This is a genomic window from Frondihabitans sp. PhB161, from assembly GCF_003814635.1.
In the GTDB taxonomy this organism is placed as follows: Bacteria; Actinomycetota; Actinomycetes; order Actinomycetales; family Microbacteriaceae; genus Frondihabitans.
Window position 1 is genome coordinate 1,148,497 of record NZ_RKQW01000001.1, and the last position, 15,132, is coordinate 1,163,628.

General features: G+C 69.4%; 13 protein-coding genes. 6 read left to right on the forward strand and 7 right to left on the reverse strand.

All coding sequences use genetic code 11. The annotated features are described in order from the left end of the window. The first annotated feature begins 5 nt into the window (after positions 1-5). The gene (locus tag EDF39_RS05585) at positions 6-2,477 is read left to right on the forward strand and encodes an ATP-binding protein (RefSeq protein WP_123941187.1); all 2,472 of its coding nucleotides are present in this window, start codon (positions 6-8) and stop codon (positions 2,475-2,477) included. A 1-nt stretch (position 2,478) separates the two neighbouring features. Here EDF39_RS05585 and EDF39_RS05590 read toward each other — a convergent pair whose 3' ends face one another. From EDF39_RS05590 to EDF39_RS05605, 4 genes are all read right to left on the reverse strand, one after another. Then, positions 2,479-2,961 (reverse strand): MarR family winged helix-turn-helix transcriptional regulator, encoded by a 483-nt coding sequence (locus tag EDF39_RS05590; protein WP_123941189.1) that lies wholly within the window; start codon positions 2,959-2,961, stop codon positions 2,479-2,481. 34 nt (positions 2,962-2,995) lie between these two features. Next, positions 2,996-3,871, reverse strand: a complete 876-nt coding sequence (locus tag EDF39_RS05595; protein ID WP_123941191.1) for a LamG domain-containing protein — start codon at positions 3,869-3,871, stop codon at positions 2,996-2,998. Further along, positions 3,868-4,818 carry a signal peptidase I gene (locus EDF39_RS05600; RefSeq protein WP_123941193.1) on the reverse strand — a complete coding sequence of 317 codons (951 nt, stop codon included), beginning with the start codon at positions 4,816-4,818 and terminating at the stop codon, positions 3,868-3,870. The genes EDF39_RS05595 and EDF39_RS05600 overlap by 4 nt, the downstream gene beginning before the upstream one ends. A gap of 107 nt (positions 4,819-4,925) precedes the next feature. Then, a complete protein-coding gene (locus EDF39_RS05605; RefSeq protein ID WP_123941195.1) occupies positions 4,926-5,573 on the reverse strand; it encodes a hypothetical protein in 648 nt (215 codons plus the stop codon). A 243-nt stretch (positions 5,574-5,816) separates the two neighbouring features. On the opposite strand from EDF39_RS05605, the gene EDF39_RS05610 reads away from it, so the two are divergent. The 3 genes from EDF39_RS05610 (at position 5,817) to EDF39_RS05620 (ending at position 9,394) form a co-directional block, all read left to right on the forward strand. Beyond that, complete coding sequence (locus EDF39_RS05610; RefSeq protein WP_123941197.1) at positions 5,817-6,320, forward strand: MarR family winged helix-turn-helix transcriptional regulator; 504 nt, start codon at positions 5,817-5,819, stop codon at positions 6,318-6,320. 53 nt (positions 6,321-6,373) lie between these two features. Next, complete coding sequence (locus EDF39_RS05615; RefSeq protein WP_123941199.1) at positions 6,374-8,848, forward strand: excinuclease ABC subunit UvrA; 2,475 nt, start codon at positions 6,374-6,376, stop codon at positions 8,846-8,848. A gap of 117 nt (positions 8,849-8,965) precedes the next feature. Beyond that, positions 8,966-9,394: a BLUF domain-containing protein gene (locus tag EDF39_RS05620; protein WP_123941201.1), complete on the forward strand. Its 429-nt coding sequence runs from the start codon at positions 8,966-8,968 to the stop codon at positions 9,392-9,394. Positions 9,395-9,473: 79 nt separating this feature from the next. Here EDF39_RS05620 and nagA read toward each other — a convergent pair whose 3' ends face one another. From nagA to EDF39_RS05635, 3 genes are read right to left on the reverse strand one after another with little or no spacing between them, the layout of a single operon-like run. Beyond that, entirely contained in the window at positions 9,474-10,682 is a 1,209-nt protein-coding gene (gene nagA / locus EDF39_RS05625; RefSeq protein WP_123941203.1) for an N-acetylglucosamine-6-phosphate deacetylase, read from the reverse strand. Beyond that, on the reverse strand, positions 10,679-11,578 hold the full coding sequence (locus EDF39_RS05630) for an ROK family protein (protein WP_123941205.1): 900 nt from the start codon (positions 11,576-11,578) through the stop codon (positions 10,679-10,681). Before EDF39_RS05630 ends, nagA begins: the two co-directional genes overlap by 4 nt. Continuing rightward, a complete protein-coding gene (locus tag EDF39_RS05635) occupies positions 11,575-12,456 on the reverse strand; it encodes an SIS domain-containing protein (protein WP_123941207.1) in 882 nt (293 codons plus the stop codon). Before EDF39_RS05635 ends, EDF39_RS05630 begins: the two co-directional genes overlap by 4 nt. Before the next feature lie 133 nt (positions 12,457-12,589). On the opposite strand from EDF39_RS05635, the gene EDF39_RS05640 reads away from it, so the two are divergent. Together EDF39_RS05640 and EDF39_RS05645 are read left to right on the forward strand one after the other, a co-directional pair. After that, positions 12,590-13,378 (forward strand): DeoR/GlpR family DNA-binding transcription regulator, encoded by a 789-nt coding sequence (locus EDF39_RS05640; protein WP_055960567.1) that lies wholly within the window; start codon positions 12,590-12,592, stop codon positions 13,376-13,378. 479 nt (positions 13,379-13,857) lie between these two features. After that, positions 13,858-15,120 (forward strand): Gfo/Idh/MocA family protein, encoded by a 1,263-nt coding sequence (locus tag EDF39_RS05645; protein WP_233572979.1) that lies wholly within the window; start codon positions 13,858-13,860, stop codon positions 15,118-15,120. Positions 15,121-15,132 lie beyond the last annotated feature (12 nt).

Sequence of the window (15,132 nt, forward strand, 5' to 3'; positions counted from 1 at the left end):
ATCAGATGAAACGCGGGCGGCTCCGAGTGCTGCTCGGCGCCGCCCCCGGCGTCGGCAAGACCTACACGATGCTCGAGGAGGGCGCGCGCCTCCGTGACGAGGGCAAGACGGTGGAGGTGGCGGTCGTCGAGACCCACGGCCGCACCGCCACCGCCGCCCAGCTCGAGGGGCTGCCGGTGATCCCGCGCACCATCACCGAGCACCGGGGTGTCGAGCTGACCGAGATGGACCTCGACGCCGTGCTCGAGCGGCACCCACAGGTCGCCCTCGTCGATGAGCTCGCCCACACCAATGCTCCGGGAAGCCGCAACGAGAAGCGCTGGCAAGACGTCGACGCCCTTCTCGAGGCGGGCATCGACGTCATCTCCACCGTGAACGTGCAGCACATCGAGTCGCTCAGCGACGTCGTGGAGCAGATCACCGGGGCGCCGCAGCGCGAGACGATCCCCGACCAGGTGCTCCGAGGTGCCGACCAGATCGAGGTCGTCGACCTGGCCCCGCAGGCGCTCCGAGACCGCCTGGCCGAGGGCAACGTCTACCCGGCGGCACGGATCGACGCCGCGCTGTCGAACTACTTCCGGCTCGGCAACCTGACAGCGCTCCGCGAACTGGCCCTGCTCTGGCTCGCCGACGAGGTCGATTCCGCACTGAAGGCCTACCGGTCCGAGCACGGCATCGACAGCAAGTGGGAGGCCCGCGAGCGGGTCGTCGTCGCTTTGACGGGCGGGCCGGAGGGCGAGACGCTCATTCGGAGGGGCGCTCGGATCGCGGCCCGCGCCGCCGGCGGTGACCTGCTCGTGGTGCACGTCAGCAGGCAGGACGGCCTGGCCGAGACGTTCCCAGGCGCCCTCGCCAGTCAGCGCTCGCTGACGGAGAAGCTCGGCGGCAGCTACCACCAGGTGGTCGGCGACGACGTGCCCCGGGCCCTGGTCGACTTCGCGAAGGCGATGAATGCAACGCAGCTCGTGCTCGGCGTGAGCCGCCGCTCGCGGATCGCGGCCGCCCTCACCGGGCCCGGAATCGGCGCGACCGTCATCCGCGAATCCGGCGTGATCGACGTGCACATCGTGACCCACTCGAAAGCGGGCGGCCACTTCACGCTGCCCCGGGTCGGCGGCGCGCTGACGCTGAAGCGCCGCCTCGTGGGCAGTGCCCTGGCGCTGGCCCTCGGACCGCTCGTCACCTGGATCCTTGTGACCTTCCGCACCGACGAGACCCTCACCAGCGACGTGCTCGTCTTCCAGCTGCTGGTCGTCGTGGTCGCGCTGGTCGGCGGCATCTGGCCGGCCCTCTTCGCAGCCGTCCTCTCGGGCTTCACTCTCGACTTCTTCTTCGTCGAACCGTTCCACAGCGTCACGATCGCACGGCCTTTCCATCTGCTCGCCCTCGCCCTCTACGTGATCAACGCCCTGCTGGTGAGCTACGTCGTCGACCAGGCCGCGCGCCGCTCCCGATCGGCGGCCCGCGCGCTCGCCGAGTCGGAGCTCCTCGCCACGATCGCCGGGAGCGTGCTCCGCGGACAGGATGCCCTGCAGGCCCTGATCACCCGCACGCGGGAGGTGTTCCACCTCACGAGCGTGCAGGTCACCTCGGGCGCCGAGACCCTCTACTGCACCGGCGATCCGAAGGACGGCGACCACGTCACCCGCATCGAAGTCGGCGAGCATGGCACGCTCGAACTGCGCGGGCCCGACCTGGCCGCCAGCGAGCGCCGCCTGCTCAAGGTGATCGCCGCCCAGGTCGACGCGGCACTCGAGCACAACGCCCTCAGCGCGACGGCCGACGCCGTCAAGCCGCTCGCCCAGGTCGACCAGGTGCGTTCCGCCCTCCTGGCCGCGGTCGGCCACGACCTCCGCCGACCGCTGGCCTCGGCGACGGCGGCCATCGGCGGGCTGCAGACGCCCGGCGTCACCCTCAGCGACGTCGATCGAGAAGAACTGCTCGCCACCGCGGCGGAGAGCCTCGACTCTCTCGCGACCCTCGTGACGAACCTGCTCGATGTGAGCCGGGTCCAGGCCGGAGCCCTCGCGGTGTCGCTCGTCGACGTCGACGTCGACGACGTGATTCTCGGGGCCTTCGACGAGCTCGGCATCGGCCCCGACGAGGTCGATCTGGGCATGGAGCAGAACCTGCCTCCGGTCGTGGCCGATCCCGTCCTGTTGCAGCGCGTCGTCGTCAACCTGCTCGACAACGCCCTGCGCTACGACGCGCCGGGCGGGAGGGTGCACGTCTCGGCCAGCAGCTTCGCCGGCACGCTGCAGATCCGTATCGCCGACCGCGGACCCGGGGTCAGCCCCGATCGTCGCGAAGACATCTTCGTGCCGTTCCAGCGGCTCGGCGACACCGACAACACGACGGGTCTCGGGCTGGGGCTGGCCCTGTCGAAGGGCTTCACCGAGGGCATGGGTGGCACCCTCGAGGTCGAGGACACCCCGGGAGGGGGCCTGACGATGGTGGTGACGCTCCCGCTTCGGTGAGCTACTCCGTCTGCTCCGGAAGCGACTGCACGAGGGCATCGCCGAGAGCGATGAGCGTTCGTGTGGCGGCGCGGAGCTCGGCGCCCGAGAAGACGCCGTCGAAAGCCGTGCTGTAGACGTCAATCACTTGACTGACGGCGGCGCGGCCCTTGTCGGTGAGGTGAAGGAGCTGACTCCGGCGATCGGTGGGATGCGGGCGGCGCTCGACGTCGCTGGCTTTCTCGAGGCGATCGATCAGGGCCGTGATCGAGCCGGTGGTGTGGCCGAGCACTGCGGCCAGGTCGCGTGGAGAGACGTTCTCGGTACTGAACAGGTAGACGAGCACGCGCAGATCGGTCGAGCCGAGCGAGAGCACCTGCGACAGATGCGAGCTCATTCGGAGGTTCTGCGACTGCAGGTGCTGGAAGGCACCGAGAAGCCCGATGAGCCCCGCTTGGTCTGGGTCGACAGATTCGGGAGTGGGGGAGGGAGCGGAGTCGGTCATGTCGTCCTGATCCGGATTCTGCCGCGACGGGAGGTTATTGACCGGCGGCGTAGTGGTTGGAGACCTGCTGGGCGGTGAGGACCGTGCTGTACACGGCCGCGTAACGCATGGATCCGGTGAAATAGTAGTTGGTCGCCGTGCCCGGCCAGCCGCTTGTCGTGTCGTAGCCGACACGGAAGTAGCCGGTGTAGTTCTCGGCGGCGGTGTACGAGGCGTTCGAGGCGACGAGCCCACCGTCGGCGTAGAGGCGCATTCCGGTCGCGGCTGACAGGGTCGCGGCGACGTGGTGCCACTTGCCGTCGTTGTAGGCCTTGGTCGAGGTGACCACCTGGGTGGCGCCGTTGTAGGCACCGAAGACGAGCTGCCCCGACGTGTTCAGGTAGATCTGGCGATCGTGCTGGCCGGAGGCGGTGACCTGATTGCTGCCGAATCCGATGAGCAGCCCACCGGCGACGGTGGTCTTGAACCAGACCTCTTCGCTGAAGGTGGTCGGGTTGGCGACCGACGAGGCGGTCGAGACGAAGCTCGATGTGCCGTTCAGCACATACGCGCCGCCGGTGTCGCGCGAGCACGCGATCGGCGTCGCGGTGCTCGAGGTCATAGTGCCCTGGTAGGTGCCGTTGGCCGCCTTGCCGTCGCTGTCGACAGCGGTAGTCGATCCCGATGCCTCGTTGAGGTAGTACTGGAACAGCGCGTTCGCCTTGTCGGCCGATTCGGCGTCGGTGCACTTGAAGTACGGGGCCGTCGCGGAGGTGTTCGTGCTGTTCGTGACCTTGGCGAAGTACCCGGCGGTCGACGAGGGCACGCTCTCGGCGGTGATGCAGACGGCGACAAGGGCGATGACTGCGAGCCCGGCCAGAACGTGGATACGCCGGAGGGCCCGAAGGCGGCGGGCGATGCGGTTCGTCATGCGACGACCTCGTCCTGCTTCGGGGGGAGTCCGACGATCATGGTCCAGAGTAACGGCAGCAGGCAGATGAAACCGAAGACGACCCATCCCCAGAAGCCGAGGTGCAGGGCTGTCGAGAGGCTGTAGAAGTCTTGGTGCGCCGAGGCCGGAACGGTGAGGTGCCCCACCTGGCCGGTGGCGAGGTCGGCATGGGTGCCGTGAACTGCCTGGACGCGGATCGGCAGCAGGCCGGTCGAGACGACGATCGCGCCCGGGTGACCGCCGGTCGTGGTGACCTGCTCGACGACCACTCCGGTGAACGGCTTCAGGATGAACGCGGTGACCGAGACGACGAGCGAGACGCCGGTGATGCGGTACGAGACCTTGCGGGTCGCGATCTTCACCCGGGCGGTGAGCAGCCACACGGTGATCAGGCCGAGGAGCACGATGGGCAGTCCGCGGATGAGCCAGCCGAGCCCGGGCAGCACGGTGGTCGCTTTGCCGACGAGGTTCGAGTCGGTCAGCTGCCAAGGATCCGTGGCGCCGTTGATGTCGCCCCGGGTCGAGATGAGCCCGGTCGTGCCGATCCCGACCACGCGGTGCGTGTAGGTCTCGGTGGGTGAGGTCGGCGGGTGGAACGCGATGACGTCGCCCACGTGGAGGTCGTCGGTGGTCGTGGGGGTGGTGAGGACGAGGGTGCCGACCGGAGCCGCGGTTCCCATCGACGGGGTCTTGACTATGAACCAGCTGCCGCCCTGGAGGTGGAACAGCAACGCTGCTGCGATCAGTGCGACGCCGAGCGCGGTGACGACGATCAGAGCGATGCTCGCGATCACGGTGCGTCGGGGGCGCGGTGTGAGGCTGTCGAGATCGATGTGCTGAGCGTCGAGGGTGACGACGTCGTCGGCACGGACCGCGGCCGGCGCGAGGGGCGTCTCGGTCGGGGTGGTGTCGCGGATGTCAGTCACGATGATCTCCAGGGCTGTGGGCGGGAACTCCAGCGGGGGCTGGGGTTCCCGCCCGGCGGCGGGGTGGGGGCCGATTCGGCGGCCCCCGGTATTCGGTGGGGGTGCGACTAGCTGGCGTAGTTCCAGACGAGGGGCAGCGATGCCTGCAGGCCCTGGTACGTGTTGCCGGCGGAGGAGGCGAGGGTCACGGCGAAGCTGAAGCCGGTGGTGCCACCGGCGGCGACGGCGGGGAGGGTGTAGGCCGACGAGCCGGCGAGAGCGGCGAGCGTGCCCGAGTAGACGACCGTGTTCGCGGTGGTGTTGGTGATGACGACGGAGAGCTTCGCGCAGAGGTCGGTGGCGGTGCCGTTGGCAGCGCCCGAGTTCGACTGGGCGCAGGTGGCGCCGGGGGTGAGGGTGAAGGTGCTCGCGGCGACGGTGCCGGTGTTCTTGATGGTGACGGGCGTGGTGACCGTCTGGCCGGGGATCATCGTGGTCGAGCCGCCGAACTTGTTGATCGTGGCGCAGGTGGCGGTGTTGTTCGAGACCGAGCCGCCGTCGGTCGAGGTGCAGGTGACCGTCGCGCCGGAGTTCTGCTCCTGCATGGTCAGGGCGCCGGTGGCGGCGGTGTTGTTCGAGTTGGTGATCTGCGCGGCGAAGCCCGACAGGGTGCCCGTCATGGTGACCGAGAGGAGGACCGCGGCGAGGACGCCGGTCGCGATGGCGATGGGGGCGAAGCGAATGCGCTTGGCCTTGACGGGGGTGGGGTTCGACACGGGCTTGCTCCTGAAAGTGGGTGGGACACTGAGTAGAAAAATGAGGCACCTGCACGATGAGTGGCAATCTCGAACAGCTGGTTAGTTGATTGCCAGGACATTCACCGGTGCGTTAGCTCAACTATGAGATAGTTTGATGAGTGAGCCAAGTCCCCTTTTAGGGGGTCTTACCTCCGACCCACTCAGATCCATACCCTGAGGTGCGGCCACGGATGGCCCATCACGACAACAAAGAGACCACGGATGACCTCACACACCAGCACCACCATCAAGACACCGAAACCTGCTCCGACCGATCCGGCCGAGATCGTCGAGGCAGTGACAGCACTCTCTGCCGCCCTCACCGAGATCGACGGGGCCCACCGGCGCATCCGCCACCGTCTCGCCCACGACCTCGGGTTCTCGACGAGCGAGCTCACGGCCATCTTCCTCATCGGCAGCACCGAAGAGTGCACGCCCAAGGCCCTGAGCGCCGAGCTCGACCTCTCCACCGGCGCCATCACTGCTCTCGTCGACCGGCTCGACCGCGCCGGCCACGTCGAGCGAATCGCCCACCCGACCGATCGCCGCAGCCAGCTGCTGACCCTCACCTTCCGGGGCGAAGAGGCGTTCGAGTCGATCGCAGGCACCTACAACGCGGCCATCGAAGACGTCGTCAAGACGTCGCCCTGCGTGTTCGACCAGGGCCTCATCGACTGCCTCCTCCACGCGGCCACCGCAATCGACGCCGCAGCAGCCCGCGACTAGCGGCGAAGGGCCTCCCTGCGCAGAGGCGAACCACGGCGTCTACCATCGACTGGATGCCTGCACTCCCTCCCAGCGCCCCTCACCCGACTTCGAGCGGGGCCGCGCCGGATCCTCGTCTGACCCGCCTGCCCGACGAATCCGCCCGCGACGGATTTATTCGGGTCCGCGGCGCCCGCGAGAACAACCTCCGTGACGTGGACGTCGATGTGCCGCGCGACCGTCTCGTCGCCTTCACGGGGGTGTCAGGATCCGGCAAGTCGTCGCTCGCATTCGGCACGATCTTCGCCGAAGCCCAACGCCGATTCCTCGAGTCGGTGGCGCCTTATGCGCGCCGGCTCATCGCGCAGGGGTCGACCCCGCACGTCGAGTCGATCACCGGACTGCCGCCGGCCGTCGCCCTGCAGCAGCGGAGGGGCGCGCCGAGTTCGCGCTCGACCGTCGGCACGCTGACGACGCTCTCTAACTCGGTGCGGATGCTCTACTCGCGCGCCGGAAGCTACCCCGACGGGGCGACGCGCCTCGAGTCCGACTCGTTCTCGCCCAATACCGTCGCCGGCGCGTGCCCCCGCTGTCACGGTCTCGGCATCGCGCACGAGGTCACCGAGGCGTCGGCCGTGCGCGACGACACGCTGAGCATCCGCGACGGGGCGATCGCCGCCTGGCCCGGAGCCTGGCAGGGCAAGAACCTCCGCGATGTCACGGCCGTGCTCGGCTACGACATCGACCGGCCCTGGCGCGAGCTCTCCCGTGCCGACCGCGACTGGCTGCTCTTCACCGACGAGCAGCCCGTCGTCGAGGTTCAGCCCCAGCGCGACCGTGTCGCCAAGCCCTACAAGGGGCGTTTCTGGAGCGCTCGACAGTTCGTGATGCACACCCTCGCCGACTCGCAGAGCGAAACCCAGCGCACCAAGATGCTGCAGTTCGTCGAGTCGGGGCCCTGCTCGCTCTGCGGAGGGAGCGGTCTGACCCGGGCCGCCCTGCTCGTCACGGTCGGCGGAACCACGATCGCCGAGCTCAACCGGCTTCCCCTCGCCGCTCTCGCCGACGTTCTCCGACCCATCGCGACGCTGGAGCACGCCGGTGCCGCCACGTCCCGTGCGTCCTCTGGAGAACGCACCGAGGTGGCCGTCACGATCTCGCGCGACCTGCTCGCCCGCGTCGAGGTGCTCACCGACCTGGGCCTCGGCTACCTCAGTCTCGACCGGGCGACACCCACCCTGTCGCCGGGCGAGATGCAGCGACTCCGCATCGCCACCCAGCTGCGCTCGGGCCTGTTCGGTGTCGTCTATGTGCTCGACGAGCCGAGCGCCGGGCTGCACCCCGCCGACTCCGAGTCGCTCATCGAGGTCTTGGACGGCCTGCGCGCGAGCGGCAACAGCGTGTTCGTCGTCGAGCACGACATGGACATCGTGCGCCGCGCCGACTGGATCGTCGACGTCGGCCCCGGAGCGGGGGCAGGCGGCGGCGAGGTGCTCTACAGCGGGCCGGTCGAGGGGCTTGCGGGCATCGAGACGTCGGTTACGCGGCGGTTCCTGGATCCTTCGCCTGTGGCCGCAGACACCGAGACCCGGCGGCCGGCGGCGACACTCGAACTCCGCGGGGTCACGCGCAACAATCTGCGGGCTCTCGACGTCGACGTGCCGCTCGGCGTGATGACGGCCGTGACGGGAGTCTCAGGATCCGGCAAGTCCACGCTCGTCGGGCACGTCCTTGCCGAGCACGCGACCGAGCATCCTCTCGTCGACCGCGTCGTGCAGGTCGACCAGAAGCCGATCGGCCGCACGCCCCGCTCGAACCTCGCCACCTACACCGGCCTCTTCGACGCCGTGCGCGGAGCCTTCGCCGACACCGACGAGGCGAGGGCTCGCGGCTGGTCGGCCGGGCGCTTCTCGTTCAACGTGGCCGGCGGTCGCTGCGAGGTCTGCCAGGGTGAGGGCTCGGTCTCGGTCGAGCTGCTCTTTCTGCCGGGCAGCTGGGCTCCGTGCCCCGAGTGCCACGGCACCCGCTACGCGCCCGAGACTCTCGAGGTGCTCTGGAACGGAGCCTCGATCGCCGACGTGCTCGCGATGACGGTCGAGGAGGCAGCGCCGTTCCTCAGCGCGATCCCCGCCGCCCACCGCGGCCTCGAGACGCTCCGCCAGGTCGGGCTCGGCTACCTCCGGCTGGGGCAGCCGGCACCGCAGCTGTCGGGTGGTGAGGCGCAGCGCATCAAGCTCGCGACCGAGTTGCAGCGCGCGCGGCCAGGGCACACGCTGTACCTGCTCGACGAGCCGACCACCGGCCTGCACCCGGCCGACGTCGAGCTGCTCGTCGTCCAGCTGAACCGACTGGTCGACGCGGGCAACACCGTCGTGCTGGTCGAGCACTCCATGGGCGTCGTCGCGGCGGCCGACCATGTGATCGACATGGGCCCCGCGGGAGGCGACGAGGGCGGTCTCGTCGTGGCGTCGGGCACGCCCGCCGATGTCGCGGCCGCTTCGGGGAGCCGGACGGCGCCGTATCTCGCCACTCGGCTTCCCGTGGGCTGACGGGAGCGCGGGATCCTGCCGGTCCGGTCTCTCTATTCCCGTCTGGTCGCCCCCTGTCCTGGGGCTGGCCGGCCCTGCCCGGTTCGTCCAGGCTGGTCGTAACGAACAGGAGCTGTCATGTTGTCAGTGGTCTACACGAGTGCCGCCAAGGGGTCCTTCGACGATTCCGACCTGGCGACGCTGCTGATGAACAGCCGGTCGAACAACCGCCGGCTCGGTCTGACCGGTTTTCTGCTCTACCGCGACGGCCTGTTCCTGCAGGTCCTCGAGGGGCCTGACGAGGTCGTGCGGGATCGCCTGGCGATCATCACCGCCGATCCGCGACACGGCGACGTGGCAGTGCTCGTCGAAGACGAGGTGGCCGAACGTCGCTTCCCGTCGTGGTCGATGGGCTACGAGGCCGTGACCGACGAGCTCGCCGAATCGATTCCCGGCTACCGTTCGACCTTCGACGACATCGGTCGGGGCGCCCTCGGCGCTGCCGACCAGCCCGCTGTTCGGCAGCTGGTGCAGTGGTTCCAGAATCGAGCGCCCGAGGCGGCCTGATCCCGCCTCGGGTTTTCCTCGGGACGACGTCGCGGCACCGGTGACGTCGGCAGATCGCTGTCGCTGAGATCGCGAAGACTCAGCGCACGGAGAGCCAGGTGCCTCGGCGCACGACCCTCTCGACTCCGAACGTCTGGTTGTCCACGATCACGAGGTCGGCGGGAGCGCCGGGCGACAGTGGCGGCTCCAGGCCGAGCCCCCTCGACGCTGAACCTGACGTCACGGCTGCGGCCTCGACCGGGATCAATGGCGCCGACGCTGCCCCCGCCGAGCGTGCGGTGCTGAGCTCGGCCAGCCGCACCAGCGCATCGCCGACCGTGGCGGTGCTCCCCGCGAGCGACGACCCGTCGGCCAGCATCGCGACGCCGTCGGTCACCGTGACCGCCGATCCGGCAATCGCATAGGATCCGTCGCCCAGACCGGTCGCACTCATCGCGTCCGAGACCAGCACGAGGCGATCGGGAGCGAGGCGCCGCACCAGCGCGGCCACCGATCCCGCGACGTGGTGGCCGTCGAGAATCAGCTCGACACTGACCCGGTCGTCGTCGAGAGCTGCGCCCACGAGCCCCGGCTCACGGTGGTGCAGCGGCCGCATGCCGTTGAAGAGGTGGGTGACGACGGTCGCACCCCGATCGAAGGCCGCGGTCGCGGTTGCGGCGTCGCAGTCGGAGTGGCCGAGGGCGACGGTGATGCCGCGCTCGACGAGCCACGAGACCGCGTCCAGGCCACCGGGCAGCTCGGGCGCGAGCGTGACCATGCGGAGCGACCCCGCTGCGGCGTCGACCAGACGGGAAAGCGCCTCGACCGTCGGCGGAACCAGCAGCGACGCATCGTGCGCTCCACGGCGAGCGGCCGACAGGAAGGGCCCCTCGAGGTGGATGCCGGCGAGGTGGCCGACCGCGACGAGCGGAGCCAGCGTATCGAGCGCCCGCTCGAGATCCGGCAGCGGAGCGGTGGCCACCGAGGCCACCAGACTCGTCGAGCCCCGGGCGGCGTGATAGTCGACGACGCGAAGCGCCTCGGCCGCGGTCGCCGAGCCGAAGTCGATGCCAAGGGCGCCGTGCACGTGCTGGTCGACGAAGCCCGGCAGGGCGGTTCCGGCGACGTGCTCGACCTCCGCGACGTCGAGCCCGGGCGGAAGGACCGCGCCGACGGAGTCGATCAGGCCGTCGAGTACGACGACGAAGCCGGGGGCGAAGACCGAGGTGGGTGTGACGACCCGGTCGAGCCGCAGGATCCTGCGCTCCCGCCTGTCGAGGGAGGCGCCGGGCAGGCGACCGGCGCTCATTGGAGCAGCGCCGACCGCGCGAGCACGCCGGCCCCGACGATGGCTGCGGCGTCACCGTGCGCGGCACGCGCGAGGGTCGGCCGGCGCGAGAACGCCAGGCGTTCTTCGAGCGCTCTCCGCAGCGGATCGAACAGCAGATCGCCCGCCTCGGCGAGTCCGCCACCCACGACGATCATCTCGGGAGCCGCGACGGCCGCGATCCACGAGAGAGTGTCGGCGAGCACCTCGACGGCGTCGTTCCAGAACGCGACGGCCCGAGGATCCGCGGCCCGCACTCTCTCCGCCGCCTCGCGCGCGTTCGCCGCACCCAGCCGTCGCGCCAGGCCACCCGCCGAGGCAACATCTTCGACGCGCAGCCCCGCGAGGGCACCGTGCCGCAGCACGACCTGGCCGATCTCGCCGGCCCACCCGCCCGAGACGAGGGCGGTGCCGCCCTGCACGAACGCGCTGGCGAGCCCGGTGCCGATCGCCACGAACGCCATACCGCCGGGGACGTCGCGGGCGGCGCCGGTCGTGCTCTCGGCGAGAGCGCCGGCCCGGACGTCTTGGCCGAATCCGACCGGGAGCCCGATCTGGGAGGAGAGCAGGTCGCGGAGCGGCAGGTCGCGCCAGCCCAGATTGACACTGGCGACCGCGACGCCCGCTTCGTCGTCGACCACGCCGGGAACGGCGAGCCCCACGGCCGCCACCGGCCGGAGCCGACGGGCCGCGTCGACGATCTCGGCCACGGCACGGATGGTGCCCGACGCGTCGAGATCACCCGATGGAGTGGCGACGCGCCACTCGCCGATGACCTCGGCGGGGCCGTCGAACAGGCGCGCCTTGATCGTGGTGCCGCCGACGTCGACGCCGACGACCGCGGGGGCGGTGTCGCGGTCGAGGTCGGCAGAAGTCACGAGGCGAGTATGACGGAGCGCGTCAGCGAGCGGGGGTGATCGGGGTCGAGACCGCGCGCGACGGCGAGGGCGACGGCGAAGCGGTGCACCACGACGAGGGCCGCCTGTGGGTCGAGATCGTGATGCACGAAGGTGGCGCCGGTGGCTTCGACGTCGTCGACGAGCCCCTCGGGAGCCTCGTCGAGCGACCAGACGAGTCGGCCGGGCTGAGCGATGGCGATCGGGCCGTGACGGTAGTCCATCGACGGATACGACTCGGCCCAGAACTGCGCGGCCTCGCGGGTCTTGAGCGCCGCCTCGAAGGTGAGGCCGACCGCCGGCCCGGTGCCGATGAAGGTGACCTGCTCGGCCGAGAGCAGATCGTCGATGGGCAGGTCGAGGGCGATCTCGGCCTGGCGCGCCAGCATCTCGATGTCGTCGCCGAGCCCGGCGCGAAGGAGCGCCAGCCCGGTGGTGGCGAAGCGCGTCTGCACGACCGACCGCTCGTCGGCGAAGGGCAGCGCGATGACCTGGTCGGCCTCGGCGGCGGCGGGGGAGTCTCCGACCGCGGTCAGCAGCACGGTCTTCTGGGTGGACAGCCCGGCTAGAAGCTGCACGATCTCGGTCGTCGTGCCCGAGCGCGAGATGGCGACGACCCGGTCGTACTCGCGACCGGCGGGATACTCGGATCCGGCGAAGGCGTCAGTCAGACCGAGGCCGGCACGCTCCCGGAGCACGGCATACGTCATCGCGATGAACCAGCTCGTGCCGCAGCCGACGACGGCGACGCGTTCTCCGGGCTGGGGCAGCGCGTCGGCGAACTCGGGGGCGAGTGCGGCCGCCCTCCGCCAGGTCTCGGGCTGGGAGGCCAGTTCTTCGGCCACGAAGGTGTCGGTCATGGAGGGTCCTTTCGATCACGCTGAGCGGCGGCATGCGCTGATGAGCATCCTAGAAGATCGGTTGTGAGTGATTCAAGAGAAAAACGTCAAATTCGATCAAGGATCCGAGTCGTCACCACCCTAGGATTGCCCCATGACGCAGCAGCAGCGCTTGAACGAGCTCCTCGAATTGGTCTCGGAACGCGGCAATGTGACGATCGCCCAGATCGGCGAGGCGCTCGGCATCTCGGCCGCGACGGCGCGACGCGACCTGGCGACGCTCGCCGAGCAGCGGCTCGTCACGCGGACCCATGGCGGCGCGTCGTCGCTCGGCAGTGGCTACGAGCTGCCGCTCCAATACAAGATCGCCCGGCAGGCCGAGGCGAAGATGACCATTGCCCGGGCCGCTGCTGCGCTCGTGTCGGTGAGCGACTCGGTGGGGCTGAACGGTGGCACCACGACGAGCGAGGTCGCCCGAGAGCTCGGCCGGAGCGACCGGCTCGTGCGCTCCGACGGCGACTTCGGCGTCACCATCGTGACGAATGCGCTCAACATCGCCTACGAGCTGTCGGTGCGCTCGCACGTCAAGATCGTCGTCACGGGCGGGGTTTCTCGGCGTCAGTCGTACGAGCTCGTGGGCCCGCTGGTCTCGAACTCGCTGGCCGAGATGGCGCTCGACGTGGCGATCCTCGGCGTCGACGGGCTGAGTGTGCGCTTCGGTGCGACGACCCTGCACGAGGGCGAGGCCGATGTGAGCCAGCAGTTCGCCAAGGTCGCGAAGAAGGTCGTCGTCGTCGCCGACTCCACGAAGATGGAGAAGACGACGTTCGCGCGCATCTGTCCGCTCGATCAGATCGACGTGCTGGTCACCGACCGGCCCGTGCCCGCCGAGCTCGAGCGGGGTCTCGGCGCGGCGGGAGTCGAGATCGTCATCGCCTCGTAGGTCGGCAGTCTGCCGCCCTGCCTGTCTCCCTGCTTGCCTGCCTGTCCGGGTCGCCGAGAGTGCCCAAACGGGGGCCCGAATCGATTGCCGACCCCGACTTGGGCACTCTCGCCGGGCGTCCGGCCTCGGGCCGATGCGCGCGAGGTCGAGCGGGCAGGGCGGGGCGTCTCCCGAGAGGTGTTTTGCGCGCGATCAAATTTGATGCCGCGCAAAACGTCGTCAGGGTGATGTGCCCTCCGGACGGGACCGGCGTCGGCTCAGCGACCGGCAGCTCCTCATTGGCAGCGGCTCAGCACCAGCACCAGCACCACAGCCACGGCCGCAGAAGCGTGCAGCCCGGCCCGTGAGTGTTTCGGTCTCGTAAACAACCGCGATCAAACGGAATTCTCGCTTTCGTGCTGTCACGAGAACTCTTATTGTCAATTCATGATCGTTTTGGCTATGTTTGAATCATGTTCACGCAAAGACGCGGAGAAAATGTGACTTCCAATCACGAAACCACCAGTCGCGAGTCGGCCACCCCGGGCGGTGCCTCGCGTGGCCCCGGCGCCCTGCGCGTCGGCCTCGTCGGCGTCGGCCAGCGCGCCTATATCGCCCACCACGTCGCCTCGTCCGATGAGAACGCCGTCCTGGTCGCCGCAGCCGACACGACTCCCGAGGGTCGCGGCCGCATCGCACCCGAGTTCGGACCGGGGGTCGAGGTATTCGACTCGCACACGGCCCTGATCGAGCACGCTGAACTCGACGCCGTGATCGTGACGACACCCGACTGGACGCATGCCGAGATCGCCATCGACTTCCTCCGCGCGGGCATCGCGGTCTATCTCGAGAAGCCTCTCGCCATCACGGTCGAAGACGCCGACGAGGTGCTTCGCACAGCTCACGAGACCGGCACGAAGCTCTACGTGGGCCACAACTTCCGCCACGCTGCCGTCGTCCGGCTCATGCACGACATCATCGCCCGCGGCGAGATCGGCGAGGTCAAGACCGTCTGGGTGCGGCATTTCGTGGGCAACGGCGGCGACTACTACTTCAAAGACTGGCACGCCGACCGGAGCAAGACGAACACCCTGCTGCTGCAGAAGGCCAGCCACGACATTGACGTGGTGCACCTGCTCGCGGGCGCCTACACGACTCGAGTCGTGGGCATGGGCGACCTCGTGGTCTACGGCGACGTCGTCGACCGCGACACCCACGAGGGCGAGACGGTGCACGACTGGTTCTCGTACGACAGCTGGCCGCCCCTGACTCAGACCCGTCTCAACCCGGTCGTCGACGTCGAAGACGTGTCGATGATGATGATGACGCTGTCGAACGGCGTGCTCGCCAGCTACGAACAGTGCCACTTCACGCCCGACTACTGGCGCAACTACACCGTCATCGGCACCGAGGGTCGTCTCGAGAACGTCGGCGACACGGCCGGGGGAGTCGTCAAGGTCTGGAACCGCCGTCATGAAGCCGAATGGCAGACCGCCGGCGACGTGGAGTACCCGATCGAAGGGGTGTCGACCGGTCACGAAGACGCCGACGTGCTCACGATGCGCGAGTTTTTGGCATTCGTCGGGCGGGAGGAGCCGGTCACGCTGTCACCGGTGGCTGCGCGCGCAGCGGTGGCCGCAGGATCCTTGGCCGCCCGTTCTCTCCGCTCCGGCTCGCAGCCCTTCGACGTTCCCGCGCTCTCGCCCGAGCTGCTCGACCACTTCGCCCGCACCACCACCCCTGCACCCGCCGCCGCGCTCTAGCGACGGCCTCAC

Coding starts and splice junctions, on each gene's coding strand:
- EDF39_RS05610 (WP_123941197.1), top strand. CDS start 5,817: ATGACCTCACACACCAGCACCACCATCAAGACACCGAAACCTGCTCCG.
- EDF39_RS05620 (WP_123941201.1), top strand. CDS start 8,966: ATGTTGTCAGTGGTCTACACGAGTGCCGCCAAGGGGTCCTTCGACGAT.
- nagA (WP_123941203.1), bottom strand. CDS start 10,682: ATGAGCGCCGGTCGCCTGCCCGGCGCCTCCCTCGACAGGCGGGAGCGC.
- EDF39_RS05585 (WP_123941187.1), top strand. CDS start 6: ATGAAACGCGGGCGGCTCCGAGTGCTGCTCGGCGCCGCCCCCGGCGTC.
- EDF39_RS05595 (WP_123941191.1), bottom strand. CDS start 3,871: ATGACGAACCGCATCGCCCGCCGCCTTCGGGCCCTCCGGCGTATCCAC.
- EDF39_RS05635 (WP_123941207.1), bottom strand. CDS start 12,456: ATGACCGACACCTTCGTGGCCGAAGAACTGGCCTCCCAGCCCGAGACC.
- EDF39_RS05590 (WP_123941189.1), bottom strand. CDS start 2,961: ATGACCGACTCCGCTCCCTCCCCCACTCCCGAATCTGTCGACCCAGAC.
- EDF39_RS05640 (WP_055960567.1), top strand. CDS start 12,590: ATGACGCAGCAGCAGCGCTTGAACGAGCTCCTCGAATTGGTCTCGGAA.
- EDF39_RS05615 (WP_123941199.1), top strand. CDS start 6,374: ATGCCTGCACTCCCTCCCAGCGCCCCTCACCCGACTTCGAGCGGGGCC.